Raw genomic sequence first — 23,305 nt, 5'->3', positions numbered from 1 at the left:
CCTGGGAAGCCGGCTTGTGGCGCTGGACGCGGCCTAGCCATCCCGGCAGAGTCCGCGGCGACGCATCCGCGCGCGCTCACCTTGTTCGGCTCGCGGACGACACGACGCGCCTGGCTCCTGCCGATGATGCGCCGGGTTCCAGTGCGAGCGGGCGCCGATCCCGGCAGGCAGGCCATGTCGGGTTGCGGCTGGGCCGGATACCAAGATTTCAGATCGGGCGGGTTTCCGCCTGGATCCGATATTAGGAATGGCTTAATTTCCGGATCGGCGACGCGTAAGGATTACGACCATGGATAAACATGCGGGCGGCTTGAACCGCCGAATAATACGCATGCGTCTCGCCGGCTCCAGATCTCTGGCCGTCGTCTGTTCGCTGGTCGCCCTGATCGTGATGGTGCCGACAAGCGGCCACGCCGTCGACAGCGATTACAGGCTCGGTGCCGGCGACAAGACCCGCGTGCGCGCGAGCGAATGGCGCGCCTCGCAGGCTCAGGTCTACGAGTGGGACGCGATATCCGGGGAATACACGATCAATTCGTCGGGCTACATTTCGCTGCCGCTGATCGGCGAGGTCAAGGCGACGGGAAAAACGACGAGCGAACTGTCCGACGTCATCGCGGAGGGCCTCGTCAAGAAGATCGGCACCGTCAAGCGGCCCGAGATCGCGATCGAGATCACCCAGTACCGCCCGTTCTACATCCTCGGTCCGGTCACCAAGGCCGGCGACTACCCCTACCGCCCCAACCTGACGGTCCTCCAGGCGGTCGGCATCGCGGGCGGGTTCCGCCGGACTGCCGACGAACGGCCGGAGCGGGAATCGATCAGCGGTGAGGGCGACCTCAACGTCCTGCAGCTGAGCCTGTCCTCCTACATGACGCGGCTGGCGCGCCTGAACGCGGAACTGGCGGACGCCAACAGCATCACCTTCCCCGCCGAAATCAACAATCAGGCCAGCAACCCGACCGTCCGCGATTTCATCAAGCAGCAGGGCAGCATCTTCCAGTCGCGCAAAGAGTCGATGCGCGCGCAGCTCAAGTCCTACGAGGCGCTCAAGGTGCTCCTCTCCCAGGAGGTCACCTCGCTCAACGAGCGGGCGCAGTCGCAGCAACGCCAGATCGAACTCGCCAAGCGCGAGCGGGATGCGGTCGATACGCTCATGAACAAGGGTCTCACCGTCAACGCGCGGCAATCGACCCTCGAACAGCAGCTCGCGCAATTCGAGTCGTCCAAGCTCGATATCTCGACCTCGATCCTCCGTGCCCAGCAGGAGCTGAGCAAGGCCGATCGGGACAGCCTGGAGCTGCGCAACAAGTTCAGGAATTCGGTCTCCGACGAAATCCATGAGGTCTCCCTGAAGATGCAGGAGACCAAGGAGAAGATCAGCACGGCCCAGGCGCTGCTGTCCGAGACAGACGGCTTCATCTCGAAGGCGAGCGATCGAAACGCCCGGATCTCCTACAGCATCGTCCGAAAGGTCGACGGCAAGGCGCAGGAGATCGCAGCCGAGGAGAGCACGCCCGTCTTCCCCGAGGACGTCATCCGCGTGCGGATCAACCGGCGGCCCGACTTCGCCGAGACCGGGCGCAGCGAGCTCGGGTCCGAGCAGGCGGCCGGCCAGCTTCCCGGAGCGCAGCTGAAGAGCATCCGCTAGACGCTCTGCACCGACGTAGACACCGGCTCGGCGCGCCGCAGGGCGCCCGACCCGCCACACACGGCTGCAGCACACGCTGGCACCGCGGTCTCGACGATGGAGGACGTCTCCATCGTCGAGACCGCGAAGATGCAGTCTGCGCCGAAGGCCACCACAGCACAGCCCGCGCCACCGCGTCTCGAATTGGTGCCGCGCGAGATATCTCGAAAAACCAGTCCGTTCCAGGCCGAGGCAAACTGAATGAAAGTTGCGATCGTTCATTACTGGCTGGTGGGAATGCGCGGCGGCGAGAAGGTCGTGGAAGCCCTGTGCAACATGTATCCGAACGCCGATATCTTCACCCACGTCTATGATCCGGCGGCGATCTCCCCGACCATCAAGGCGCACCAGATCAAGACGTCGTTTATCGGCCGGTTGCCGTTCTCGGTGGCGAAATACAAGTCGTACCTGCCGCTCATGCCCATGGCGCTGGAGCAGCTCGACCTGCGCGGCTACGACCTCGTGATCAGCAGCGAGTCAGGGCCCGCGAAGGGCATCATCCCGCCCTCCGCCTCGACCCATATCTGCTATTGCCACTCCCCGATGCGCTACGTCTGGAACATGTTCCATGATTACCGGGAGCGCACGGGTTTCATCAACCGACTCGTCATGCCGCCCGCGGCACATTACATTCGCAATTGGGACGCGATTTCCGCCAACCGCGTCCACGAGTTCGTGGCGAATTCCGCCACGGTCGCCCGTCGCATCGAGACCTACTATCGGCGCCAGGCGACGGTGGTCTATCCGCCGGTCGATACGGCTGCCTTCTCCATCGTACCCGACCAGGAGATCGGCGATTTCTACCTGATGGTGGGCGAACTCGTCCGCTACAAGCGCCCCGAACTGGCCGTCGAAGCGTTCAATCGGCTGCAGAAGCCCCTGGTGGTGATCGGCGGCGGCGAGATGCTGCGTGAGCTGCGCAGCCTCGCGGGTCCCACGGTGAAGATCCTCGGGCCGCAGCCCTTCCCGGTCCTTCAGCATCACTATGCACGCTGCCAAGCCCTGATCTTCCCGGGCGAGGAGGATTTCGGCATCGTTCCGGTCGAAGCGATGGCGAGCGGCCGCCCGGTGATCGCGTATGCGCGCGGCGGAGCAACGGAAACCGTCCAGGATTCGATCACCGGCACGTTCTTCCATGAACAGACCGTCGATTGCCTGATCGACGCGGTCGAGCGCAGCCGGCAGATCGCCTTCGAACCGGAGCGTATCGCCCGCCGGGCCTCGGAGTTCGGCCTGGATCGTTTCACCCGCGAGATGTCGCAGTTCATCGACCGGACCATGGCGCGATCGGGGGCGGACAGCCGGCCCAACCTTTAGAGCGCGCCGCCGGAATGGACGCCGTTTCGCTGGGGCGCACTCGGAAAGGTCTGATGGCCTGATGGATCGCCCAGCTCGCACCGCACCCTTCAGCGCTCCGGCGGGTGGAAACACCGGAGCCTGGACTTTCTCCTGCATCATCGGCGTGGCGCGCCTGTCGGTCATGGCCCGGAACGCACCATGAAGAAGATTCTGTTCGTCACGCATGCTGCCCATTACGGGGGCGCCGAACTCTTTCTTCGCGATATCGTCGTCCATGCGAAGCAGACCGGCCGCCATTGGCCGGTCGTCTTCCTCGACGACGGACCTTTGGTTCAGGATCTGATCGATGCGGGATCGGACGCCAGGACCGTGAAGGCCGGCGCTCAGATCCTGAGGCTGAAGCGCGGATCAAGCATTCGCGCTGTCGTCTCGGCCCTGATCGGCATCTTCGCGGTCGTGGGCGCACTGATCAGGGCTTTTCGCGGCGTCGACGTGGTCTGCGCCAACAGCCAGAAGTCCCTGTTCCTGGCCGGTCTCGCCGCACGCCTCGCGCGCAAGCCGTTCGTCTGGATCCTGCACGATCTGGTGACGGACAGCAGTTTCTCGCCAACGATGCGGCGGGCCCTGGTCTTCTTCGCCAACCACATGACGTCCCACGTGGTGACCAATTCCCTGGCCGCCCGGGACGCTCTGATCGAATGCGGCGGCAGGGCCGACTCGATCTCCGTCGTCTACAACGGTTTCGATTTCGCGGCGGATGTCCCCGCCGCCTCGGACACGGATCGCGGTTCGGTCCTGCAGGAAGCCGGTCTGCCGGATCTTCCGACGGTCGGCCTGTTCGGCCGTATCGCCACGTGGAAGGGCCAGCACGTTCTGATCGAGGCGGTGGAGCGTGTTCCGGGCCTGCAGGCCCTCGTGGTCGGTGACGCGACCTATCAGGACAGCGCCTATTTCGATCGCATCCGGGCCCTGGTCGAACAGAAGCACCTGTCCGATCGGGTCAAATTCCTGGGCTTCCGAAAGGACGTCCGGCGCCTCATGGCGGCGGTCGATATCGTGGCGCACACGTCGATCGACCCGGAACCGTTCGGACGCGTCATCGTCGAGGGCCTGGCGTTGGGCCGTCCCGTGGTCGCCACGCGGGGCGGCGGGGTGGGCGAGATCATCGATCACGGGACGACCGGCCTCCTCTATCCGCCGGGAGACGGCGTGGCCCTGGCCGAGGCCTTGCGCTCGCTCCTGAGCGACCGCGCGATGGCCGCACGGCTGGCGGCGGATGGGCGCAGCACGGTCACGGCTCGCTTCTCGATCGAACGGTCCGTTCAGGATCTCGATCGGGTGTTCGATGGCCTGTGAGGCGGCCCGTTCAGAGGGGCGAACCGACGCCCGGTCGGCATTTTGCCGTCGCTCGACCTGTCAAGGAAACGGCACGTGCGGAGGCCGGGGGCCGGTGTTCCGACCCGGTGTTCCAAAGTCGGATACCTCGAAGTGGCTGCTTCGTGAGACCTCGGGGCGGCGTCGCCCCCCGCTCCGGTTCGTGCCGAGCGGCTGGACGCCCTGCGAGCGGTGATGCCACGTAGATTCAGGCAGGAGGTTGGAATGACTGTACACTGCACGTTGATGCTGACGACCACCGAGAAACTCGGCGCCTGGGATTTCATCGTTGTGCCGCGCATCGGGGAGACCATCGTGCTTCCGCCGCTCGCCGGGGCGCAGGCGCCCGAGTTCTACAAGGTGATGCTGGTTCAGCACGTCCCGCAGGTCGAGGGCATGGATGCGACGGTCGATCTGCTGGTCGAGGCGAAGGTTTGAGGCCGGCCAGATTCGCGTGCTAACGCCGTTCCGCCGGCGCGATCGACATTCCGGCGCGTGGCGTCGCCGCGCGCTCTCCGTCGTGAGCCTCTCGGCGGCGACGCGAGACGGTGGGGCGGGCGTCGATGCTGCTGCCACCGACGAAGGCGTCGACCACCGCCCGAAGATGGCTATCGTCGATTATCGCCATCTTTCGTCGGTACACGCCAGAACGTAGACGACGTGCATGCAGCGCGCCTGCGCCGCCTGCGATTTTGCATCGGCCATGCACGCCTGCATGCCGGACGACAGCACCGCCCGATCGATTCCCTCGGGGCCGCCGCAGGTGAAGATCGGCTGAAAGCCCTCGAAGCGACTGACCTGCCAAAAGATGGCGACGACCGACAAGAGGCAGAACAGCGCCACCAAACCCTTGTTGTCGTAAAACCAGTGCCGTGGCTGAGCCTCGGAAGCGGCGGCCTCACTTATCTCTGCGCCGGAGAGGCCAAGGCCACGGCATTCTTCACGATCGAGCAGCCCGTGCCCGGCCGGGACGCCGTGTCGGCCAGCTGTTTATGGGCCGCAGAAGGCCGTCCGATCGCCTTCACGCCGTCGAGGGTCCGGTCCAAACGAAGGGTCAAAGGCTCGGCGCTCGCGACCGCGCAGCTGGCCCCGATCGCAGCTTCGATCTTATGATCTCTCGCTTGTGTCATGCTCCGCTGCAAAAATCGGGGTGTCTGGTGTGCAACAAGATCGTGGTTGGCGGATGATGAGAGCCTCAAACCCCCGACCCAATCCGAGTAAAGGATTGGTGGTCTGTTGCCATAATATGTCGGTCCTCCGCAGCAGTGCCGTAGTGGGCTATTCTGGGGCCCAGAAAACCTCCGTTTCCGGAGAATAACCAGCGCCCTGTTCCGGGCTCGGCCGCCAGGTGCCCTCCGCCCTACCCGACGGGCTCGACCTCGACGTTGACGGCCTGGATGCCAAGCAGCTCTTCGTCCGGCCCTTCGACACCCCACACCACGCGCGTCACCCGGTAAGCGCCACGGACCTCATGCTTTCCGCCTAGCATGACCTCCTCGCCTCGGCGTGGGACCTGCCGCCAGAAGCGGGCACCCCACTCCTTTCCCGCCAAAAAAAACCTGATGCTGACCTCGGTATCGCGCATGACTCTTCGTCTCTTCATCCCTTTCGGCCACCTGCGCCGTCCGGACACGCTTTCGACGCCGCCGCGCAGGTGCTCGGGCGAGTGACGCCCATAGACGTCCTCGACCCCGCGCTCGGTCGTGCCGAGCGCCTTCGCCACCGTGCCGAACGGCATCCCGTCCATAACGGCCCAGGTCGCGAAAGTGTGCCGTAGGACGTGGCGCTAGATCTCCTCGCCGCGCGCACCGGTGGTCCAAGCGCGGTGCAGAGGCAGGATTTGCCATCCTTCAAACTCGATCCCGTAGGCACCGGATCGCCGCCACCGCCGCATGGGCGCAGCCAGCCCTTTCGACATCGGGATCGGCATCCGCCGCGTCGATGATTTTCCCTCGTCCGTGCCGTGCCGGTCGATGAGGCCGGAGCGCAGATCCACGAAGCCGGAACACGGGACCTCGATCCACTTCAGACGGAGGATCGCTTCATGCCGGGTACCCGTGTAGGGGCCCGCCAGGATGAACCGGGCGACATGGAACTGGATCAGCAGCGCGCGCATCACTATCGCTGTGTCGCCGCCAGACCGCCTTCGCCTTCCCGCCCGCCGAAGGCTCGGCGAGGCGAGCGGCATTTGCGCGGCCTGCGAGCGGGTCAGCCACCGATCCCGGGCCGGAGGCCTGTCCGGCCTCGTAATCAGCACCAGATCGAGCCGCTTGTGTTCCGCGTGCTCGTAGCCGAGTACGGCCGACAGCACCGTCAACTTGTGGCGCGCAGCCTGATCGCCGACGCGCGGCCCCTCGGCTTCAAGTGCGAAGCGGTAGCCCGGGCCGAACTTGAACCACGGCTGCACCGTGCGCCACTTCGCGCAGGCCCGCCGCAGGTTTCAAGTCCCTGATGTATATGGTGGGCGGTGACGGGCTCGAACCGCCGACCCTCTCCGTGTAAAGGAGACGCTCTACCAACTGAGCTAACCGCCCCGCGACCGACCGTTACGGCATGCGGCTGGTCGGGCGCAAGATCCGCCGCCCGCTTGACCTGAACGCTACCCGCGATCGGCCATCCGTGCCGTCAGGGCCGGCGCGAGCCCCGTAGTCTCGGCCGGTTCCGGAGCCTGTCGCAGCTGCGCAGACCCACGCGCTGCCGCCAGGACAGAGCGGGTTCCGGCCTCGACCGAGCAGATCAGCGGGCACGCAACGCGCGATGCCAGGCGCGCCGTGAGGCCGGCGAGCCCCGCGCCCCCCAAGATCACGGTGACGGCGCCAGCCTCCACACAGGCCCCACAGGCTTCGGCCAGCCCGGCCAGAGCGGCGTCCGGATCACGGGCGATCGCGGCGCCGCTCGGGGCGACGGTGCGGATCGCGGCGAGGCGGTCGGCGAGACCCAGCGCGTCCACGAACTCCCGCAGCATCGGCTCCCAGGCGGCGCCGCCGGTCACGATCCCAAACGGGCCCCGCGCTGCAGCCTCTTGGCAGGCGGCTTCCGCCATACCGACCACCGGCACCCGGGCGATCTCGCGCAGCGCGAACAGGCCCGGATCGCCGAAGCACGCGAGATAGACGGCGTCGCACCCTGCCTCGTGCTCGGCCAAGGCGTCGAGGGCCGCATGGCCCGCGATGGCCGCGGCGCTGCGGCTCGCGATGTAGCGGGCCCCGAAACGCCCGGTGACGGCGCGCAACGCGGCCTGGTCCCCGAGCTGGGCGCGGACATGCCCGGCGACAAGATCGGTGATCGCCGTGCTGGTATTGGGGTTGATCAGCAGGATGCGCATCCGGCCCTCGCACACGAAAAAGCCCCCGGGGACGATCCCCGGGGGCTTTCTTGACACGTCAGAGCGGGAGGGTGTCAGTGCGCCACGAAGGTGGCACCGTCCTCTTCGGTCCGGGCGGGCTTGGCCACGGGCAGCGGCTCCTCCCACTCGATCGCCACCGGCACACGGACCAGCGCCTTCTCCAGCACCTGATCCATCCGCGCGACCGGGATGATCTCCAGCCCGTTCTTCACGCTGTCGGGCACCTCGGCGATGTCCTTCGCGTTCTCCTCGGGGATCAGCACCGTCTTGATGCCGCCGCGGAGCGCCGCGAGCAACTTCTCCTTCAGGCCGCCGATCGGCAGGATCCGACCGCGGAGCGTCACCTCGCCGGTCATCGCGACCTCGCGGCGGACCGGGATCCCGGTCAGCGTCGAGATGATCGCGGTGGCCATGGCGATGCCGGCGGACGGACCGTCCTTCGGGGTCGCCCCCTCTGGAACGTGGACGTGGATGTCGCGCCGGTCGAATAGCGGCGGCTCGATCCCGAAGTCGATGGCCCGGGAGCGGACATAGCTCGCCGCCGCCGAGATCGACTCCTTCATCACGTCCTTCAGGTTGCCGGTGACCGTCATCTTGCCCTTGCCGGGCATCATGACACCCTCGATCGTCAGCAACTCGCCGCCGACCTCGGTCCAGGCCAGACCCGTCACCACGCCGACCTGATCGTCCGCGTCGATCTCGCCGTAGCGGAACTTCGGCGGGCCGAGGAAGACCTGAAGGGTCTCGACGGTCACCGCAACCACCTTGGTCTTGGTGATCAGGATCTCCTTCACCGCCTTGCGGATCAGGTTGGACAGCTCGCGCTCCAGGTTACGGACGCCGGCCTCCCGCGTGTAGCGGCGGACCAGCATCATCAGGCCGTCGTCGTCGATCGACCACTCGTGGGTCCCGAGGCCGTGCTTCTTCAGGGCGTTCGGGATCAGGTGCTTGCGCGCGATCTCGACCTTCTCCTCCTCGGTGTACCCGGCGATGCGGATCACCTCCATCCGGTCCATCAGCGGGCCCGGAATGTTGAGGGTGTTGGCCGTGGTCACGAACATCACGTTCGAGAGGTCGTAATCCACCTCCAGATAGTGATCGTTGAAGGTGCTGTTCTGCTCAGGGTCGAGGACCTCGAGGAGCGCCGCCGACGGATCGCCGCGGAAATCCATGCCCATCTTGTCGATCTCGTCGAGCAGAATGAGCGGGTTCGAGGTCTTGGCCTTGCGCATCGACTGCACGATCTTGCCGGGCATCGAGCCGATATAGGTCCGGCGGTGGCCGCGGATCTCGGCCTCGTCCCGTACGCCGCCGAGCGACATACGGACGAACTCGCGACCCGTCGCCTTGGCGATCGACTTGCCGAGCGAGGTCTTGCCGACGCCGGGGGGACCGACGAGGCACAGGATCGGGCCGGTGAGCTTGTTCGCGCGCTGCTGCACCGCTAGGTACTCGACGATCCGCTCCTTGACCTTGTCGAGGCCGAAATGGTCGTCGTCGAGCAGCGCCTGGGCGCCGAGCAGGTCCTTCTTGATCTTCGAGCGCTTGCCCCACGGGATGCCGAGCATCCAGTCGAGGTAGTTGCGCACGACGGTCGCCTCGGCCGACATCGGCGACATCTGGCGCAGCTTCTTCAGCTCGGCGGTGGCCTTGTCGCGGGCCTCCTTGGTGAACTTGGTCTTCTCGATCTTCTCTTCGAGCTCGGCCAGCTCGTCGCGGCCATCCTCGGAGTCGCCCAGCTCCTTCTGGATCGCCTTCATCTGCTCGTTCAGGTAGTACTCGCGCTGGGTCTTCTCCATCTGCCGCTTGACGCGGGTCCGGATGCGCTTCTCCACCTGAAGCACGGAGATCTCGCTCTCCATCAGCGACAGCACGCGCTCCAGGCGCTGCGCCACCGTGGGGGTCTCGAGGATGCCCTGCTTGTCGGAGATCTTGACGAGCAGGTGCGAGCCGATCGTGTCGGCGAGCTTGGACGGCTCGTCGATCTGGGTCACGGCGGAGACGACCTCGGGGGAGATCTTCTTGTTCAGCTTGACGTAATTCTCGAACTCCGAAAGCACGGAGCGCGCGAGCGCCTCCGCCTCGACGCTGTCGCCGAGCTCGTCGTGCAAGGCTTCCGCGGTCGCCTCGTAATACTCGTCCGAGCGGGTGAAGCCCGTGACCTTCGCCCGGCCGACACCCTCGACCAGCACCTTCACGGTGCCGTCGGGCAGCTTCAACAGCTGGAGCACGGAGGCAAGGGTCCCGATCTTGTAGATCGCATCGGTGGCCGGATCGTCGTCGCCCGCGTTGATCTGGGTGGCGAGCAGAATATGGCGATCGGTGCGGACGGCCTCCTCAAGGGCGCGGATCGACTTCTCGCGGCCCACGAACAAGGGCACGATCATATGCGGGAAGACGACGATGTCGCGCAGGGGGAGAACGGCGTAGGTGCCCGTCGAACCCGGGACCACCGGCTGGCGCGATTTCGACTGTGACATGCTGACTTCCTCTCAGGACACCCGGCTTCGTCGCCTCCATGCACGGAGCGCGCCTACAGCCAGGGGCCGACCGGGCCGCGAGGGTCGGGGCTTTTTGGGACTTTGCGGCTGGTAACGCGGACCGCGCCTCGAAGGAGCGAGCGGCCACCGCGCTGAGCCTGAAGTGGCTGCGGGGAAGCGCGTTTTCAAGGCTATCCCCGCAGCGCGCCCGGCCGGAGCCGGGCGCTTAATGCAACCCTACCAAGCGCTTACGCGCTGACGCTGGCGGGTGCGTCCTTGTTGCGGTCGCCGTGAATGTAGAGCGGGCGCGACTTCCCCTCGACCACCTCGGGGCCGATCACGACCTGCTCCACGGACTCGAGGCCCGGTAGGTCGTACATCGTATCGAGCAGGATCGTCTCCAGGATGGAGCGCAGGCCGCGGGCGCCGGTCTTGCGCTCGATCGCCTTGCGGGCCACGAGCGACAGGGCGTCGTCCTGGAAGGTCAGGTCCACGTTCTCCATCTCGAACAGACGCTGGTACTGCTTGACCAGGGCGTTCTTCGGCTCCTGCAGGATCTTCTTCAGCGCGGCCTCGTCGAGGTCCTCGAGCGTCGCCAGGACCGGCAGACGGCCGACGAACTCGGGGATGAGGCCGAACTTCAGCAGATCCTCGGGCTCGACCGAGCGGAAGATCTCGCCGGTGCGGCGGTCGTCCGGGGCCTGCACGGTCGCGCCGAAGCCGATCGAGGTGCCCTTGCCGCGCTGGGAGATGATCCGCTCCAGCCCCGCGAAGGCGCCGCCGCAGATGAACAGGATGTTGGTGGTGTCGACCTGCAGGAATTCCTGCTGCGGGTGCTTACGCCCCCCTTGCGGAGGAACCGACGCGACCGTGCCCTCCATAATCTTCAGGAGTGCCTGCTGCACGCCCTCGCCCGACACGTCGCGGGTGATCGACGGGTTGTCGGACTTGCGCGAGATCTTGTCGATCTCGTCGATGTAGACGATGCCGCGCTGCGCCCGCTCGACGTTGTAGTCCGAGGCCTGGAGCAGCTTGAGGATGATGTTCTCGACGTCCTCACCGACATAGCCGGCCTCGGTGAGGGTCGTGGCGTCCGCCATCGTGAACGGCACGTCGAGGATCCGGGCGAGCGTCTGTGCGAGCAGCGTCTTGCCGGAACCGGTCGGCCCGATCAGCATGATGTTGGACTTGGCCAGCTCGACGTCGTTGTGCTTCGTCGCGTGGGCCAGCCGCTTGTAGTGGTTGTGGACCGCGACCGAGAGGACCTTCTTGGCGAAGTCCTGGCCGATGACGTAATCGTCGAGGACGCGGCGGATTTCCTTCGGGGTCGGTACGCCGTCGCGGCTCTTCACCAGCGAGGATTTCGACTCCTCGCGAATGATGTCCATGCACAGCTCCACGCACTCGTCGCAGATGAACACCGTCGGGCCGGCGATCAGCTTGCGGACCTCGTGCTGGCTCTTCCCGCAGAACGAGCAATACAGCGTGCTCTTGGAGTCGGTGCCGCCAGTCTTGCTCATATCGGTCTCCGGATTCCTCGCGTCCGCGGCCGGCTAGGGGCGAACGCGCGACTTATGAATGTAGGGGGCCCGTTTAAAGAAACAGTGTGCTGTGCGTCTTTGACCGAAGGGCCCAATCTCGGATGCAAACACGCTGCCGCGGCGGGATCAAGGCCGCGCCGTGGCTCTAGGGGAACGCGTTACGCTCAGGCAGCCGCCGGCTCGGGGCGCTTCTCGATCACCTCGTCGATGAGCCCGAACTCCTTGGCCGCGTCGGCGGTCATGAAGTTGTCGCGCTCCAACGCTGTGTGGATGGCGTCGTACTCACGCCCGGTGTGCTTGACGTAGATCTCGTTCAGGCGCCGCTTCAGCGCCTCGATCTCGCGGGCGTGGATCAGGATGTCGGTCGCCTGACCCTGGAAGCCGCCGGACGGCTGGTGAACCATGATCCGGGCGTTCGGCAGGGCGAAACGGTGGCCGGGCTCACCGGCGGTGAGCAGGAGCGAGCCCATCGAGGCGGCCTGGCCGACGCAGAGCGTCGTGACCGGGCAGCGGATGAACTGCATCGTATCGTAGATCGACAGGCCGGAGGTGACCACGCCGCCGGGGGAATTGATGTAGAAGGAAATTTCCTTCTTCGGATTCTCCGCCTCGAGGAACAGGAGCTGCGCCACAATCAGCGAAGCGCCGTAATCCTCCACGGGCCCGGTCAGGAAGATGATCCGCTCGCGCAGCAGGCGGGAGTAGATGTCGAAGGCGCGCTCGCCGCGGCTCGATTGCTCGACGACCATCGGCACGAGCGCGTTGTTGTAGACGTCGATCGGATCTCTCATCTCGTCCTGCCCAGAGTGAGGCCCGGGGCTGCCGCGAATCAGGGCAGCCCCGGACATGTCAGCGAACACCGGCGATGCTTAACCATCGCCTAATTCTTGCCCGCCGTCCTCGGACAGGGCGGGTCTCAGTCGGCCTTTGGCTCGGTCTTCGATTCGACCTTGGCCCCGGCCTCGTCTGCCGGCTTGTCGCCGGTCGTGTCGTCGTCATCATCGTCTGCGAAAAGCGCCTCTTTCGAGACGGGCTCCTCGACGAGTTTGACCTGCCCGAGGACGTGGTCAACCACCTTTTCCTCGAACAGGGGCGCGCGGAGTTCCGCGAGCGCCTGCGCATTCTTCCGGTAGAAGTCCCAGACCTGCTGCTCCTGGCCCGGGAACTGCCGGACCCGGGCGATGAGGGCCTGGTTCACCTCGTCATCCGAGACCTTGATATCGGCGCTCTCGCCGACCTGCGCAAGCACGAGACCGAGACGGACGCGCCGTTCCGCGATCTTGCGGTACTCGGCCTGGGCCTTCTCCTCGGTGGTGTCCTCGTCCGCGAAGGTCTTGCCCCGGGTCTTGAGGTCCTGCTCGACCTGAGCCCACACGGCGGCGAATTCCTGCGCCACCAGGGAGGGGGGCAGCTCGAAGGCGTACTTCGCGTCGAGCGCGTCGAGGAGGTCCTTCTTGAGGCGGCGGCGCGAAGCCGTCTCGTAGTCCCGCCCGATCGCCTCCGACACGGCCTCCCGGAGCTTCTCCAGCGACTCCATGCCCATGGTCTTGGCGAACTCGTCGTCGACCTTGGCCTCGCCCGGGGCCTGGATCTTCGTGACGGTCACGTCGAACTCGGCATCCTTGCCGGCGAGCTGCTCGGCTCCGTACTCGGCCGGGAAAGTCGCCTTCACGACGCGCTTGTCGCCGACCTTGGCGCCGACCAGCTGCTCCTCGAAGCCCGGGATGAACGAGCCCGAGCCGAGCTCGAGGTCGATGCCCTCGCCCTTGCCGCCCTGGAACTCCTCGCCGTCGATCCGGCCGACGAAGTCGATCGTGGCACGGTCGCCGGTCTGAGCCTCGGCGCCCTCCTCCCGATCGGCGAACGGACGGCCCTGGCCGGCCATGCGCTCCAGCGCCTCGTCGACCTCCGTGTCGGAGGGCTTGGCGACCTGCTTGGTGAGGCTGACGTCGGACAGATCGGCGAGCTCGAAGCTCGGCATCACCTCAAGCGCCACCTTGAAAGCGAGGTCGCCCTTGGCGTCGAGCGCCTTCTCGACCTCGGCCTGATCGGTCGGGAACTCGACCTGCGGCTCGAGCGCGAGCTTGAGGCCGTTATCGGTCACGATCTTGCGGTTGGCCTCGTTGACGGCGTTCTGCACCACCTCGGCCATCACGGAGCGGCCGTAGACCTTGCGCAGGTGCGCGACCGGCACCTTGCCCGGGCGGAAGCCCTTCAGCTGCACCTTGTCCTTCATGCCGGACAGCTCTGTGGTCAGGCGCTCCTCGAGTTCCTGGGCGGCCAGATGAACCTGAAACTCGCGCTTCAGACCCTGGGCGTTGATCTCGGTCACCTGCATCGTCGTCGTCGCTCTTCAAAAAACCTGGGTTCGCCGACCGGGCCGGCGTCGTGCTCGCGCGGACCGGGATGCCGAGATGTCGGGTGACGGGATCGGGGCGGTCCGCTGGGACCACACCTACAGGAAAGGTCCTGGTGCGGGCGGAGGGGCTCGAACCCCCACGTCTTGCGACACTGGAACCTAAATCCAGCGCGTCTACCAGTTCCGCCACGCCCGCGCGCGCCGACATCCGGCGCATCGCCGGCCGCCGGAAGCGGGCCCTATAGCATGGGCCGACGGGGCCGCAGCAAAAAACTTGTCCTGTGGCGCCCGGGCCGCCGCACCGCTATGGAGCGGGTCCGTCGCGAAAAGCAGCCGAGACTTCATGCCGCCACCCCGCCCCGTGCCGCCGGCCGATTCGCAGGCCGGCGCCCCGTCGCGAAGGACCCTGCTGGCGGCCGTTGCCGCCTTCGGGCTCGCGCCCGAACCGGGGCAGGCCCAGTCCCCTGCACCTGCGCCCGCCGCACCCGGGGCGGCCCAGGCGGAGCCCCCTGCCCTACCGGCGGCCCCTGGGACGGCGCGGTTCCGGCCGGAGCCCGCGCCGGAGACACCAATCTGGTGCTTCGACGGCAAGGCACAGCCCCCGACCGTCCGGGTGAAGCTCGGCCAGGCGGTGCGCCTGAAGGTCGAGAACCGGACCGACAAGCCCCTGTCGCTGCACTGGCACGGGGTCCGCATCGTCAACGCCATGGACGGCGTGGGCGGCGTGACCCAGGCGCCGATCCCGCCCGGCGGCGACTTCCTCTATGCATTCACGCCGCCCGACGCCGGCTCCTTCCTGATCCGCCCCTTGGTGGTCGGCGGCGCGAGCGAGCCCTCCGGCCGCGGGCTCGCCGGCATGCTGGTCGTCGAAGAGACGAACCCGCCCGCGATCGATGCTGACGTCGCCGTCATCCTGCAGGATTGGCGACTCCAGGACGACGGGACGCTGATGCCGTTCGGGCAGGTACCGCTCGCGGCGAGCAACGGGCGGCTCGGCAACCTCGTCACGGTCAACGGCAAGCCGGTGCCCGATACCTTCGAGGCGCGCCCCGGCGCCCGGGTCCGCCTGCGGCTGGGCAATGCCTGCAACGCCCGGGCGACGCGCATCAAGTTCGAGGGCGTGAAGGTCTACGTGGCGGCAGTCGACGGGCAGCCGACCGACACGTTCGAGCCGCTGCGGGCCACCCTGCCCTTCCCGCCCGGCACTCGCTACGACTTGATGGTCGACCTGCCGGACAATGAGGGCGCCACCTGCGAGATCCAGGCGCTGATCGGCAAAGGTCTGACGCTGGCGAGCGTCACCACGAAGGGCCCCCGGATCACCGAGAAGCGGCCGCCGATCGGCCCGATCGGCGAGAACAAGCGGCTGCCGGCCGAGGTCAAGCTTCAGAACGCCTTGCGCCGCGACGTGGTCATCACCGGCGGCGCCTTCGTGCCGAAAGACAAGAAGGACGGGGCCAGCCCCGATCCGGTCTTTACCGGCGACCCGCAGAAGATCTGGTCGGTGAACGGGATCAGCGGCACCACCGGCCTCCCGCCGATCTTCACGGTGAAGCGCGGCCAGGTCGTGGTGCTGGCCCTGCGCAACGAGACCGCCTTTCCGCAGGCGCTCCACCTGCACGGGCACTGCTTCCGCCTGCTGCACCCCCTGGATGACGGTTGGGAGCCCTACTGGCTCGACACGTTCCAGTTGCTGGAGGGCCGCACCGCACGGATCGGCTTCCTGGCCGACAATCCCGGCCGGTGGCTGATCAGCGCCACGGTGCTGGAGCGGTTCGACACCGGCCTCTGGACGTGCTTCGACGTCACGTAGCGCCGGTTCTTCGCGATCAATCCGCCGAACCGGCCACGACTTCGAGATCGCGCAACACCGCGGGCATCAGCTCCGGAATGTCCTCGGCGATCAGCCCCGGCCCGTGACGCAGGCCGGCATCCCCGTGGAGCCAGACGGCGGCGGCGGCGGCCTCGAACGGCTCCATGCCTTGCGCCATCAGGCCGGCGATCAAACCAGCCAGGACATCGCCCGACCCGGCGGTCCCGAGATAGGGGCTGCCATGATCGTTGATCGCCGCCCGCCCATCCGGGTTGGCGATGACGGTGTCGGCGCCCTTAAAGACCACCACGGCGCCGGTGAGGGATGCAGCGGCGCGGGCCCGGGCGACCTTGTCGGCCCCCTCGGCCATGGCTGGCGTGCCTTCGAACAGCCGCGCGAACTCGCCGGCATGCGGTGTCAGCACGGCCCGCGCCGCACCGTCCTTCAGATGCGCGGCAAGGAGCCGCGCCTGACCGGAAAAGCTCGTCAGCGCGTCGGCATCGAGGACGAGGCCGCGTCCCGCCGAGGCCGCCACCGCGACACGCTCCCTGGTCGGCTCACCGGCGCCGAGACCGGGGCCGGCCAGCACCACGTTGAGACGCTCGTCGGTGAGCAGGTCATCGAGGTCGTCGGCGGTCTCGCAGGATCGCAGCATGATCGCCGTGAGGTGGGCGGCGTTCTCGGCCAGCGCGCCGACCGGGGAGGCGACCGTCACGAGGCCGGCTCCGACCCGCAGGGCACCCCGAGCGGCCAGCCGGGCGGCGCCGGTCTTCGTGGCAGGGCCGGATAGCACCAGGGCATGGCCACGGGTATATTTGTGGCTGGCTCCGGTGAGCCGTGGAAACGCCGTCGCCCACAGATCGGGCCCGTTCCGGTCGAGCGGTGCCCTGCAGGCGGCCAGACCCGCCTCCAGGGCCGCCGGTCCCGTGCCGATATCCGCAACGTTCAGCGGCCCGCACAGGCTTCGCCCCGGCTGCAGCAGATGGCCCGGCTTGAGCGTCACGAACGTCACGGTCTCGGTCGCCCGGATCGCCACACCGCGGACGGCTCCGGTATCGCCGTCGATGCCGCTCGGAATGTCGACGGCGAGAACGGGATGTCCGCCCGCGTTCACGGCCTCGACCAGCGCGCGGGCATCACCGTCGAGGTCCCGCGACAGACCCGCGCCGAACAGCGCATCGATCACGAGATCGCAGGGCGGGAGTTCCCCGGAGAAAACTGGTCCGACCGGCCCGGTCCATGACCCCGCCGCCAGGGCGGCATCGCCCGTCAGCGCCCCGCGATCACCGAGCAGCCGCAGATCGACCGCGTAGCCGTGCTCGGCCAGTAGGCGCGCCGCCACGAAGCCGTCGCCGCCGTTGTTGCCGGGCCCGCACAGGACGAGGGCGCGCCCCCCCGTCGGCAGCCGAGCCCGGGCCCGGGCCGCCACCGCGCCACCGGCCGCCTCCATGAGCATGCGCCCCGGGATCCCGCCGGCGATGGCCGCGGCATCGACCTGTCTCATGGCCGCGACCGTCAGCAACCGCATGTGAGCCTCCTGTTTGCCCGTGCGTCGACCAGACTTGGCGAAAAGCGCGCCAGAAAACCAGAAAACGCCCGCATGATGTGCGATAGTCGCACATAGATTGGGCATTCTCGTTGGGCACGCCGTCAAATCGGCATGGCGAACCCGTCACGGGGATGTTAGAAATACTCCGCATCGTAGCGCGGGCCCGGGCGGCATGAAGAAGATCGAAGCGATCATCAAGCCTTTCAAGCTCGACGAGGTGAAGGAGGCGCTCCAGGAGGTCGGCCTCCAGGGCATCACCGTCATCGAGGCGAAGGGTTTCGGCCGCCAGAAGGGCCACACGGAGCTCTATCGGGGCGCCGAATACGTGGTCGACTTCCTGCCGAAGGTGAAGCTCGAGATCGTCCTGTCGGACGCGCTGGTCGAGGGCGCCGTGGAGGCGATCCGCAAGTCGGCCCAGACCGGCCGGATCGGCGACGGTAAGATCTTCGTGTCGACCATCGAGGAAGCGATCCGCATCCGTACCGGCGAGACCGGGACCGACGCGATCTGACGGCAGCCGGCGTGCACATCCGGAGCCGCCGCTCCCGATCTGCCTAAGAATGCACCCTGCGCGAATGTCCGGCATTGGCGCGCTTCGCCCTGGAGCGCAGCCGCCGACACCCCACATCCCTGGGAACGGCCGGTACGATCGGTCGCTCGAATCCCGTGCAGGAGGATGTGCAATGGCCGATACGGACCTACGCGAGACGGCCCAGATCTATAATCTGACCGCTTTCCGCCGCGCCCGCGCGACGCCGCGGGCGATCGTAGCGACGAAGCCCGCGGCGGTGCCGAGCATAGGAGGCGGCGCGTGGTATCATGACGCCGCGATCCGTGAGGACGAGCGTCCGCGCCGGTCCTGAGCCATCCGCTCCCCGCACAGCAGGTGACGCGTCCCACCGATTCACGGTGCATGCTCGACGGCATCGCTTTGTTTTTTTCTCCTCTGTCCGTTCCCCTGCAGGGTTCAGAAACGGCAAAGCCGGACCCGAGGGCCCGGCTTCGTTGACGATATAGTCGGCCCCGCGTCTTACGCGGCTGCAGCGGCCTCGGTCGGTACGGAAGCGACGGTCTTCAGCACCTGCGAGGCGATCTGGTAGGGGTCGCCCTGAGAGTTCGGACGGCGGTCCTCAAGGTAGCCCTTGTAGCCGTTGTTGACGAACGAGTGCGGCACGCGGATCGAGGCGCCGCGGTCGGCCACGCCGTACGTGAACTCGTTGATCGATGCGGTCTCGTGCTTGCCGGTCAGGCGCATGTGGTTGTCCGGACCGTAGACGGCAATGTGCTCCTCACGGGCGCTCTTGAACGCCTCCATGAGCTTCTCGAAATACGCCTTCCCGCCATGCTCCCGGAGGAACGAGGTCGAGAAGTTGCAGTGCATGCCCGAGCCGTTCCAGTCGGTGTCACCGAGCGGCTTGCAATGGTACTCGACGTCGATGCCGTACTTCTCGCACAGGCGCTGCAGCAGGTAGCGGGCCATCCACATCTCGTCGGCGGCCTTCTTGGAGCCCTTGCCGAAGATCTGGAATTCCCACTGGCCCTTGGCCACCTCGGCGTTGATGCCCTCGTGGTTGATGCCGGCATCGAGGCAAAGGTCGAGGTGCTCCTCGACGATCTGGCGGGCGACATCGCCGACGTTCGAATAGCCGACGCCGGTGTAGTACGGGCCCTGCGGGGCCGGGTAGCCGGAGGACGGGAAGCCGAGCGGGCGGCCGTCCTTGTACAGGAAGTACTCCTGCTCGAAGCCGAACCAGGCGCCGGCATCGTCCAGGATGGTGGCGCGCTTGTTGGACGCGTGCGGGGTCGTGCCATCCGGCATCATCACTTCGCACATCACCAGCACGCCGTTCTTCCGGGCCGGATCAGGGAAGTGGCGCACGGGCTTGAGCATGCAGTCGGAGCTGCCGCCCTCGGCCTGCTTCGTGGAGGAGCCATCGAAGCCCCACATCGGGAGCTGCTCGAGGGTCGGGAAGCTGTCAAATTCCTTGATCTGCGTCTTACCACGGAGATTCGGGGTCGGCGCGTACCCGTCGAGCCATATGTACTCGAGCTTATATTTGGTCATTCCGGTTCTCTCGTCCGTATCGATGCGCGACCGGGGTACCCCTGGGCAACGCGAACGGCTTGCCGCCTCTCCGACGGCCGCCGTCGCGGAAGCATGGGTCGTGCCAAACGAACGACCACGCGCTGCGGGCACCGCCTTTGACGTCGGTCCTTGCGTTCACGGACTCGAGAGCGCGCCAACATCGTACTCGATCGTCCCACCGCCGCGCCGATTCCCGCACCCTGCGGGTGGCAACACGCGCCCGTGACGGATATCAAGCGCCGCTCGCTGGTGCCGCCCGACTGAGAGCGGGTGCGTCGCGAGCGTGTTTCCGAGCGATCCCTGGAGGATGCCCACGATGACCACTGCGGCCGAGGTGCTGAAGACGATCCGGGACAACGACGTGCGCTACGTGGACTTCCGGTTCACCGATCCGCGCGGCAAGTGGCAGCACGTCACGTTCGACGTGTCGCTCATCGACGAGGAGATCTTCGACGAGGGCACCATGTTCGACGGCTCCTCGATCGCCGGCTGGAAGGCGATCAACGAGTCCGACATGCTGCTCATGCCGGACCCAGCCACCGCCACCCTGGACCCGTTCTTCTCGGCCGCGACCCTGTCGATCGTCTGCGACGTGCTGGAGCCGGCCACCGGCGAGCCCTACGCCCGCGATCCCCGCGGCACCGCCAAGCGCGCCGAGGCCTACCTGCAGCAGACCGGCATCGGCGACACGATCTATGTCGGCCCCGAGGCCGAATTCTTCGTGTTCGACGACGTGAAGTTTGCCGCCGACCCGTACCGCACCGGCTTCGAGCTCGACTCGACCGAGCTGCCGACCAACGGCTTCACCGACTACGAGGGCGGCAACCTCGGCCACCGGGTCCAGACCAAGGGCGGCTACTTCCCGGTCCCGCCGCAGGATTCGGCGCAGGACATGCGCGGCGAGATGCTGGCCGCCATGCAGTCGATGGGTGTGAAGGTCGAGAAGCACCATCACGAGGTGGCGAGCGCCCAGCACGAGCTCGGCATGAAGTTCGACACGCTGACGCTGCTCGCCGACCACATGCAGATCTACAAGTACTGCATCCACAACGTCGCGCAGAGCTACGGCAAGTCGGCGACCTTCATGCCCAAGCCCGTCTACGGCGACAACGGCTCTGGCATGCACGTCCACCAGTCGATTTGGAAGGACGGCCAGCCGGTCTTTGCCGGCGACAAGTATGCCGGCCTGTCGCAGGAATGCCTTTGGTACATCGGCGGCATCATTCGCCACGCCAAGGCGCTCAACGCCTTCACCAACCCGTCGACCAACTCGTACAAGCGTCTGGTGCCGGGCTACGAGGCGCCGGTGCTGCTCGCCTACTCGGCGCGCAACCGCTCGGCCTCCTGCCGTATCCCGTGGACCAAGAGCCCGAAGGCCAAGCGCGTGGAGGTCCGCTTCCCCGATCCGATGGCGAACCCCTACCTCGCCTTCTCGGCGCTGCTGATGGCCGGCCTCGACGGCATCCGCAACAAGATCGACCCGGGTCCGGCCATGGACAAGGACCTCTACGAGCTACCCCCACGGGAGCTGAAGAAGATCCCGACCGTGTGCGGCTCGCTCCGCGAGGCGCTGACCAGCCTCGACAAGGACCGGGCCTTCCTCAAGGAGGGCGGCGTGTTCTCGGACGACCAGATCGACTCGTTCATCGAGCTGAAGATGGCCGAGGTGCTGCGCTACGAGATGACCCCGCACCCGATCGAGTTCGTGCAGTACTACTCGCTGTGATGTGACGGGGCCGGGCGCGATGCCCGGCTCCGCCTCAAAGTCCGATAGATCAACACGCAACCTATCGCTGCCCGAGTCCGCAACGGAACAAAATATGAACATCCTTGGAAAAATAAGATAATTAGCCTGATATGAGTGGGTGCAGCTGGCGGGGTGCTCCATGCTCTTTGATGAAATTGTCGTTCAGCGAACGAGATGGCACCTCGCGGCTCTCATAGTGGAGCTGAAGCTATTTCGTCTCAAACTCACTGTCAGCGCCTACGATCCCGGTCAGCCACGGGTGCCTGCTGGACGTCGAGATGGTGGACAATGGACAGATGAGGATCGTCTCGGAGGTCGTGGAGCGAATGATGACGCGCGCCTTATCTTCGTAGGAGATGAAGACGATCAGCGGTACAGAGTGGATCTTCTGGCTGAAGAGGGAAGGGGACACGCGATAAGAGAGCATGTCGGGAAGTCTGATACCGAATTTTTTGAGCGTGTTCAAAAATCACAGTGGCGCTCATTGGTAGCCAATGGAGGCATGAGAAGAAACGGCGGCTTTGAATCGTTAGAAACCGCGAATAATCTCGTAAATCAAACCATTGAAGCCAATAAAGCGGCGGTCGATCGAGTTGCATCGGGTGAAGACGATCGTAAATTTATAAGAAAGACGTTTGATTATAAAACTGGCAGAGAAGCTTATAGCACCGACGAAGGTGCCGTATATATGCGCGACACATATAGTGCTGGAGTTGAACTGAGGCACGATCCCCGTTCACCACGCGGATTTTTCATTCGAACAGCTTATCCTCTAACGGAGGGGGACTAAAATGGAGTTATCAGCAGAATTCCGAGTATTCACTTCGCAATTCTATCAAGATCTTTTAGATGACGTGTCTAGTGTAGACGAAATGATTGACACGGTTTTGTCCCCGATGAAAGACAGGGGCGATCGTCAGAAGCTAGGAATTTTTATCGACATGATCACGCGAGAAGATATATCGGATGTTGAATTGCGAAAGCTGTGGTGGACATCACCCGCTGATATTGCTTTCTACGATGGCGCCGAACTAAGAGCCTTCCTCAAACGGGTGCGGGACAGACTATAGAACCCGGCCCGGCGATCGGCAGACGATCGATAAGGCAACGAACTAATACCAACCTTCGTTGAGCGGGACTCACGGGGTAGCCTCGGCGGCTGAAGATTGGTTCTGTCTTCGGGTTTGGAGCCTGAGGAGGATGGGATGGCTGCTCCGGTGCCGCTGCGGTCGGACTTTGACGCTGAGGGCCTGCGTGCCCTGGCCAAGGGTTCGCGTGATCCCGCCCAGACCCGGCGCCTGCTGGCTGTGTCGGCGATCTACGCGGGCGGGCCGCGGACGCAGGCCGCCGCGCTGGGCGGGGTCGGGCTCCAGACGGTGCGGGACTGGGTCGTGGCGTTCAACGTGCACGGTCCGGACGGGCTGATCGGCGGCAAGGCGCCCGGAGCCCGCCCGCGCCTGAACGCCGAGCAGCGGGACGCGCTGCGCACGCTGGTCGAGCAGGGGCCGATGCCGGCCGCCCACGGGGTGGTGCGCTGGCGGCTGGTCGATCTCGCCCAGATCCTGTTCGAGGATCACGGCGTCTCGGTGTCCGAGCAGACGCTGAGCCGGGTCCTGCGGGGCATGGGCGACCGCAAGCTCTCCGCCCGCCCGCGCCACCACGCCCAGGACCCGGACGACAGCCCGGCTTTTAAAAAAGCTTCCCCGCCCGCATGGCGGAGATCGCGCAGGCCACAGGCGGCAAGCCGATAGAGATCTGGTTTTCCGACGAGGCCCGGGTCGGCCAGAAGAACACGATCCCCCGGCGCTGGGCCCGCCGCGGCACGCGCCCTGCCGCGCCCAAGGACCAGCGCACCGCCTCCGCCTACATCTTCGGGGCGATCTGCCCCGCCCTCGGCAAAGGGGACGGCCTCGTCATGCCCCGCTGCATCACCGCGGCGATGGCCTTTCGTCTCGAAGAGATCGCCCAGGCCGTCGCCCCCGGTGCGCACGCCGTGCTGCTGCTCGATCAGGCCGGGTGGC

General features: G+C 66.2%; 20 protein-coding genes, 2 tRNA genes and 1 pseudogene. 11 read left to right on the top strand and 12 right to left on the bottom strand.

What is annotated here, in order from left to right; all coding sequences use genetic code 11:
• The first annotated feature begins 331 nt into the window (after positions 1 to 331).
• From MKK63_RS03605 to MKK63_RS03590, 4 genes are all read left to right on the top strand, one after another.
• On the top strand, positions 332 to 1,651 hold the full coding sequence (locus tag MKK63_RS03605) for a polysaccharide biosynthesis/export family protein (RefSeq protein ID WP_243998780.1): 1,320 nt from the start codon (positions 332 to 334) through the stop codon (positions 1,649 to 1,651).
• A gap of 240 nt (positions 1,652 to 1,891) precedes the next feature.
• Positions 1,892 to 3,007 carry a glycosyltransferase gene (locus MKK63_RS03600; RefSeq protein ID WP_243998778.1) on the top strand — a complete coding sequence of 372 codons (1,116 nt, stop codon included), beginning with the start codon at positions 1,892 to 1,894 and terminating at the stop codon, positions 3,005 to 3,007.
• Between the two features lie 180 nt (positions 3,008 to 3,187).
• Complete coding sequence (locus MKK63_RS03595) at positions 3,188 to 4,345, top strand: glycosyltransferase family 4 protein (RefSeq protein ID WP_243998776.1); 1,158 nt, start codon at positions 3,188 to 3,190, stop codon at positions 4,343 to 4,345.
• Positions 4,346 to 4,588: 243 nt separating this feature from the next.
• Positions 4,589 to 4,801, top strand: a complete 213-nt coding sequence (locus MKK63_RS03590; RefSeq protein ID WP_243998774.1) for a hypothetical protein — start codon at positions 4,589 to 4,591, stop codon at positions 4,799 to 4,801.
• A gap of 180 nt (positions 4,802 to 4,981) precedes the next feature.
• Here the strand turns inward: MKK63_RS03590 and MKK63_RS03585 are convergent, their stop codons facing one another.
• From MKK63_RS03585 to MKK63_RS03540, 10 genes are all read right to left on the bottom strand, one after another.
• Positions 4,982 to 5,206 (bottom strand): hypothetical protein, encoded by a 225-nt coding sequence (locus MKK63_RS03585; RefSeq protein ID WP_243998772.1) that lies wholly within the window; start codon positions 5,204 to 5,206, stop codon positions 4,982 to 4,984.
• A 517-nt stretch (positions 5,207 to 5,723) separates the two neighbouring features.
• Positions 5,724 to 6,101, bottom strand: coding sequence for a hypothetical protein (locus MKK63_RS03580; RefSeq protein WP_243998770.1), 378 nt, complete (start codon positions 6,099 to 6,101; stop codon positions 5,724 to 5,726).
• A 48-nt stretch (positions 6,102 to 6,149) separates the two neighbouring features.
• Entirely contained in the window at positions 6,150 to 6,680 is a 531-nt protein-coding gene (locus MKK63_RS03575; protein WP_243998767.1) for a hypothetical protein, read from the bottom strand.
• A 141-nt stretch (positions 6,681 to 6,821) separates the two neighbouring features.
• Positions 6,822 to 6,897: transfer RNA gene (locus tag MKK63_RS03570), tRNA-Val, on the bottom strand.
• 65 nt (positions 6,898 to 6,962) lie between these two features.
• On the bottom strand, positions 6,963 to 7,688 hold the full coding sequence (locus MKK63_RS03565; protein WP_243998766.1) for an aspartate/glutamate racemase family protein: 726 nt from the start codon (positions 7,686 to 7,688) through the stop codon (positions 6,963 to 6,965).
• Between the two features lie 74 nt (positions 7,689 to 7,762).
• Positions 7,763 to 10,189: an endopeptidase La gene (gene lon, locus MKK63_RS03560; protein WP_243918198.1), complete on the bottom strand. Its 2,427-nt coding sequence runs from the start codon at positions 10,187 to 10,189 to the stop codon at positions 7,763 to 7,765.
• Positions 10,190 to 10,437: 248 nt separating this feature from the next.
• A complete protein-coding gene (clpX, locus tag MKK63_RS03555; RefSeq protein WP_243918200.1) occupies positions 10,438 to 11,709 on the bottom strand; it encodes an ATP-dependent Clp protease ATP-binding subunit ClpX in 1,272 nt (423 codons plus the stop codon).
• Between the two features lie 185 nt (positions 11,710 to 11,894).
• Positions 11,895 to 12,521, bottom strand: coding sequence for an ATP-dependent Clp protease proteolytic subunit (locus tag MKK63_RS03550; RefSeq protein WP_243918202.1), 627 nt, complete (start codon positions 12,519 to 12,521; stop codon positions 11,895 to 11,897).
• Between the two features lie 125 nt (positions 12,522 to 12,646).
• Positions 12,647 to 14,068, bottom strand: coding sequence for a trigger factor (gene tig, locus MKK63_RS03545; RefSeq protein WP_243998763.1), 1,422 nt, complete (start codon positions 14,066 to 14,068; stop codon positions 12,647 to 12,649).
• Between the two features lie 132 nt (positions 14,069 to 14,200).
• A tRNA-Leu gene (locus MKK63_RS03540) sits at positions 14,201 to 14,285 on the bottom strand.
• Positions 14,286 to 14,432: 147 nt separating this feature from the next.
• Between MKK63_RS03540 and MKK63_RS03535 the strand changes: the two genes are divergently transcribed.
• Positions 14,433 to 15,902, top strand: coding sequence for a multicopper oxidase family protein (locus MKK63_RS03535; protein ID WP_243998761.1), 1,470 nt, complete (start codon positions 14,433 to 14,435; stop codon positions 15,900 to 15,902).
• A 16-nt stretch (positions 15,903 to 15,918) separates the two neighbouring features.
• Here the strand turns inward: MKK63_RS03535 and MKK63_RS03530 are convergent, their stop codons facing one another.
• Positions 15,919 to 17,430, bottom strand: coding sequence for an NAD(P)H-hydrate dehydratase (locus MKK63_RS03530; protein WP_243998759.1), 1,512 nt, complete (start codon positions 17,428 to 17,430; stop codon positions 15,919 to 15,921).
• Positions 17,431 to 17,623: 193 nt separating this feature from the next.
• On the opposite strand from MKK63_RS03530, the gene MKK63_RS03525 reads away from it, so the two are divergent.
• Together MKK63_RS03525 and MKK63_RS03520 are read left to right on the top strand one after the other, a co-directional pair.
• Entirely contained in the window at positions 17,624 to 17,962 is a 339-nt protein-coding gene (locus MKK63_RS03525; RefSeq protein WP_003600526.1) for a P-II family nitrogen regulator, read from the top strand.
• Between the two features lie 172 nt (positions 17,963 to 18,134).
• Entirely contained in the window at positions 18,135 to 18,314 is a 180-nt protein-coding gene (locus MKK63_RS03520; RefSeq protein WP_243998757.1) for a DUF2735 domain-containing protein, read from the top strand.
• A gap of 167 nt (positions 18,315 to 18,481) precedes the next feature.
• Here MKK63_RS03520 and MKK63_RS03515 read toward each other — a convergent pair whose 3' ends face one another.
• On the bottom strand, positions 18,482 to 19,516 hold the full coding sequence (locus MKK63_RS03515; RefSeq protein WP_243998755.1) for a glutamine synthetase beta-grasp domain-containing protein: 1,035 nt from the start codon (positions 19,514 to 19,516) through the stop codon (positions 18,482 to 18,484).
• A 337-nt stretch (positions 19,517 to 19,853) separates the two neighbouring features.
• Here MKK63_RS03515 and glnA point away from each other — a divergent pair, with 337 nt between their 5' ends.
• The 4 genes and pseudogenes from glnA to MKK63_RS03495 form a co-directional block, all read left to right on the top strand.
• Positions 19,854 to 21,263, top strand: coding sequence for a type I glutamate--ammonia ligase (gene glnA, locus MKK63_RS03510; protein ID WP_243998753.1), 1,410 nt, complete (start codon positions 19,854 to 19,856; stop codon positions 21,261 to 21,263).
• A 160-nt stretch (positions 21,264 to 21,423) separates the two neighbouring features.
• Entirely contained in the window at positions 21,424 to 22,074 is a 651-nt protein-coding gene (locus tag MKK63_RS03505; protein WP_243998751.1) for an RNase A-like domain-containing protein, read from the top strand.
• Position 22,075: 1 nt separating this feature from the next.
• A complete protein-coding gene (locus tag MKK63_RS03500; protein WP_243998749.1) occupies positions 22,076 to 22,354 on the top strand; it encodes a hypothetical protein in 279 nt (92 codons plus the stop codon).
• A gap of 96 nt (positions 22,355 to 22,450) precedes the next feature.
• Positions 22,451 to 23,305: pseudogene (locus MKK63_RS03495) on the top strand (IS630 family transposase); the annotation flags it as partial.

The sequence above is a fragment of the Methylobacterium sp. J-088 genome (assembly GCF_022829295.1).
Classification (GTDB): Bacteria; Pseudomonadota; Alphaproteobacteria; order Rhizobiales; family Beijerinckiaceae; genus Methylobacterium.
Note: the sequence above shows the minus strand (reverse complement) of the source record. Positions and strands in the feature narration are given on the sequence as shown.

What these genes read in the sequence shown, in the direction of transcription:
- MKK63_RS03605 (WP_243998780.1), top strand. Translation starts at nt 332, where the DNA reads ATGCGTCTCGCCGGCTCCAGATCTCTGGCCGTCGTCTGTTCGCTGGTC.
- MKK63_RS03600 (WP_243998778.1), top strand. Translation starts at nt 1,892, where the DNA reads ATGAAAGTTGCGATCGTTCATTACTGGCTGGTGGGAATGCGCGGCGGC.
- MKK63_RS03595 (WP_243998776.1), top strand. Translation starts at nt 3,188, where the DNA reads ATGAAGAAGATTCTGTTCGTCACGCATGCTGCCCATTACGGGGGCGCC.
- MKK63_RS03590 (WP_243998774.1), top strand. Translation starts at nt 4,589, where the DNA reads ATGACTGTACACTGCACGTTGATGCTGACGACCACCGAGAAACTCGGC.
- MKK63_RS03580 (WP_243998770.1), bottom strand. Translation starts at nt 6,101, where the DNA reads ATGCCGTTCGGCACGGTGGCGAAGGCGCTCGGCACGACCGAGCGCGGG.
- MKK63_RS03565 (WP_243998766.1), bottom strand. Translation starts at nt 7,688, where the DNA reads ATGCGCATCCTGCTGATCAACCCCAATACCAGCACGGCGATCACCGAT.
- lon (WP_243918198.1), bottom strand. Translation starts at nt 10,189, where the DNA reads ATGTCACAGTCGAAATCGCGCCAGCCGGTGGTCCCGGGTTCGACGGGC.
- clpX (WP_243918200.1), bottom strand. Translation starts at nt 11,709, where the DNA reads ATGAGCAAGACTGGCGGCACCGACTCCAAGAGCACGCTGTATTGCTCG.
- MKK63_RS03550 (WP_243918202.1), bottom strand. Translation starts at nt 12,521, where the DNA reads ATGAGAGATCCGATCGACGTCTACAACAACGCGCTCGTGCCGATGGTC.
- tig (WP_243998763.1), bottom strand. Translation starts at nt 14,068, where the DNA reads ATGCAGGTGACCGAGATCAACGCCCAGGGTCTGAAGCGCGAGTTTCAG.
- MKK63_RS03535 (WP_243998761.1), top strand. Translation starts at nt 14,433, where the DNA reads ATGCCGCCACCCCGCCCCGTGCCGCCGGCCGATTCGCAGGCCGGCGCC.
- MKK63_RS03530 (WP_243998759.1), bottom strand. Translation starts at nt 17,430, where the DNA reads ATGCGGTTGCTGACGGTCGCGGCCATGAGACAGGTCGATGCCGCGGCC.
- MKK63_RS03525 (WP_003600526.1), top strand. Translation starts at nt 17,624, where the DNA reads ATGAAGAAGATCGAAGCGATCATCAAGCCTTTCAAGCTCGACGAGGTG.
- MKK63_RS03520 (WP_243998757.1), top strand. Translation starts at nt 18,135, where the DNA reads ATGGCCGATACGGACCTACGCGAGACGGCCCAGATCTATAATCTGACC.
- MKK63_RS03515 (WP_243998755.1), bottom strand. Translation starts at nt 19,516, where the DNA reads ATGACCAAATATAAGCTCGAGTACATATGGCTCGACGGGTACGCGCCG.
- glnA (WP_243998753.1), top strand. Translation starts at nt 19,854, where the DNA reads ATGACCACTGCGGCCGAGGTGCTGAAGACGATCCGGGACAACGACGTG.
- MKK63_RS03505 (WP_243998751.1), top strand. Translation starts at nt 21,424, where the DNA reads ATGCTCTTTGATGAAATTGTCGTTCAGCGAACGAGATGGCACCTCGCG.
- MKK63_RS03500 (WP_243998749.1), top strand. Translation starts at nt 22,076, where the DNA reads ATGGAGTTATCAGCAGAATTCCGAGTATTCACTTCGCAATTCTATCAA.